This window comes from Mycobacterium kyorinense (assembly GCF_002101735.1).
GTDB lineage: Bacteria > Actinomycetota > Actinomycetes > Mycobacteriales > Mycobacteriaceae > Mycobacterium > Mycobacterium kyorinense.
This window is the reverse complement of the sequence record NZ_LQPE01000011.1, coordinates 1-1471: the sequence shown is the minus strand read 5'-3', so window position 1 is coordinate 1471 and position 1471 is coordinate 1. Positions and strand designations below refer to the sequence as shown.

At 64.2% G+C, this 1471-nt stretch carries 1 protein-coding gene; it reads right to left on the bottom strand.

The annotated features are described in order from the left end of the window. Window positions 1–22: 22 nt before the first annotated feature. Window positions 23–1231, bottom strand: coding sequence for an IS110-like element IS1110 family transposase (locus AWC14_RS02310; protein WP_033725343.1), 1209 nt, complete (start codon window positions 1229–1231; stop codon window positions 23–25). Window positions 1232–1471 lie beyond the last annotated feature (240 nt).

Sequence of the window (1471 nt, the reverse complement as noted above, 5' to 3'; positions counted from 1 at the left end):
GAAAGGACTCTCAATGAAGATGTCAAGCCGCCGACTTGGTGATCGGGGGTGATTCGGGTTGCCAGGTGCGGTTGTCACGGATGAGGGCGTAAAGGACGTTGGTACGGCGTCGCGCCAGGCAGAGGGTGGCCGGGATCGGTCGTTTTCCTTCGTCTCGTTTGCGCTGGTAGTAGGCCTTGGAGTGCGGGTCGCAGCGGATCGCGGTCAGGGCGGACATGTACATCACCCGGCGCAGCCGTCGGCTGTAGCGCTTGGGCGTGTGCAGGCGCCCGGTGCGTTTTCCGGAGTCGCGCGAGACCGGGGCCAGTCCGGCCCAGGCGGCGAGTTGGTCGGCAGAGCCGATCAGGGTGGGATCGCCGACGGCGGCGAGGAATTCCGCGCCGAGTCGGAAACCCATGCCGGGCAGGCTGGTGATCACTTCGGCTGCGGGATGGCGGCGAAATCGGTCCTCGATGTCGGCGTCGGTGGATTTGATGCGGTCATCGAGGGCAACCACCTCCCCGGCCAGGTCGGCGACGAGTCCGGCGGCGACGTCTTCGCCGGGCAGGCGCACCGTCTGCGATTTGGCAGCCGTTACCGCCGCGGCGGCGATCGTGGCCGCATTGCGCACGCCGGCGTCGCCGAGCATCTTCGTCAGGCGCGAGACACCGCTGTGGCGAATGGCTTTCGGTCGTTGATACCGCGTGAGCAGCACCACCCAGCCGCGGTCCTGGGTCAGTTGGGCAACGCGTTCCAATGCCGGGCATACGGCGATGAGTTGGTGGCGCAGCCGGTTGATGGTGCGGGTGCGATCAGCGACCAGATCGGCGCGATGCGCGGTGAGCATCCGCAGTTCGGTGATCAAATCGTCGTCGGGATGCAGCACCGGCAGATCAGCACCACGCATCCTCGACTGATCAGCGATCACCCGTGCGTCCTTGGCATCGGTCTTGGCTTCCCCACCGCGGTAGGTCACCGAAGCCTGCCAGACAGCACGGCCGGTCAGATACCGCACCGACTTGCCAGCATCGGCGAGCACCGTCAACAGCAAGCTGGCGTACACCGTGGTCAAATCCACCGTCCAGGACACGTCGCAGCCCAGAGCGTCGATTTCATCGATGAGTTCTCGGATCGGTTGTTCATCGTTGGTGAGCTTGCGCGACAACACCGCGGTGCCCTTGTCGTCGACAACGCAGACCCAATGGTGCTCCTTGCCGACATCCGCACCAGCCCACAACTGGTCCGCCTCCATCGAACCTCCTATTCGCTTGTCGTCCACCATGTTCCCCACGGACAACCCCGCCAGCATTTCCTTAAACAAGCGAGCAGATCGCAGATCTCAATCAGCGGCCAGAGAAGTCCAGGCAGGCCGGGCGGCCAGTCCTTTCAAGCCGCACCATCAGGCCGGCAAGAGCGATGCAGCCTCACCCGCCCCACCCGGGGTCACAGCACAACGTAACAACACGAAGTAACTGCACCTACGAACTTAAGG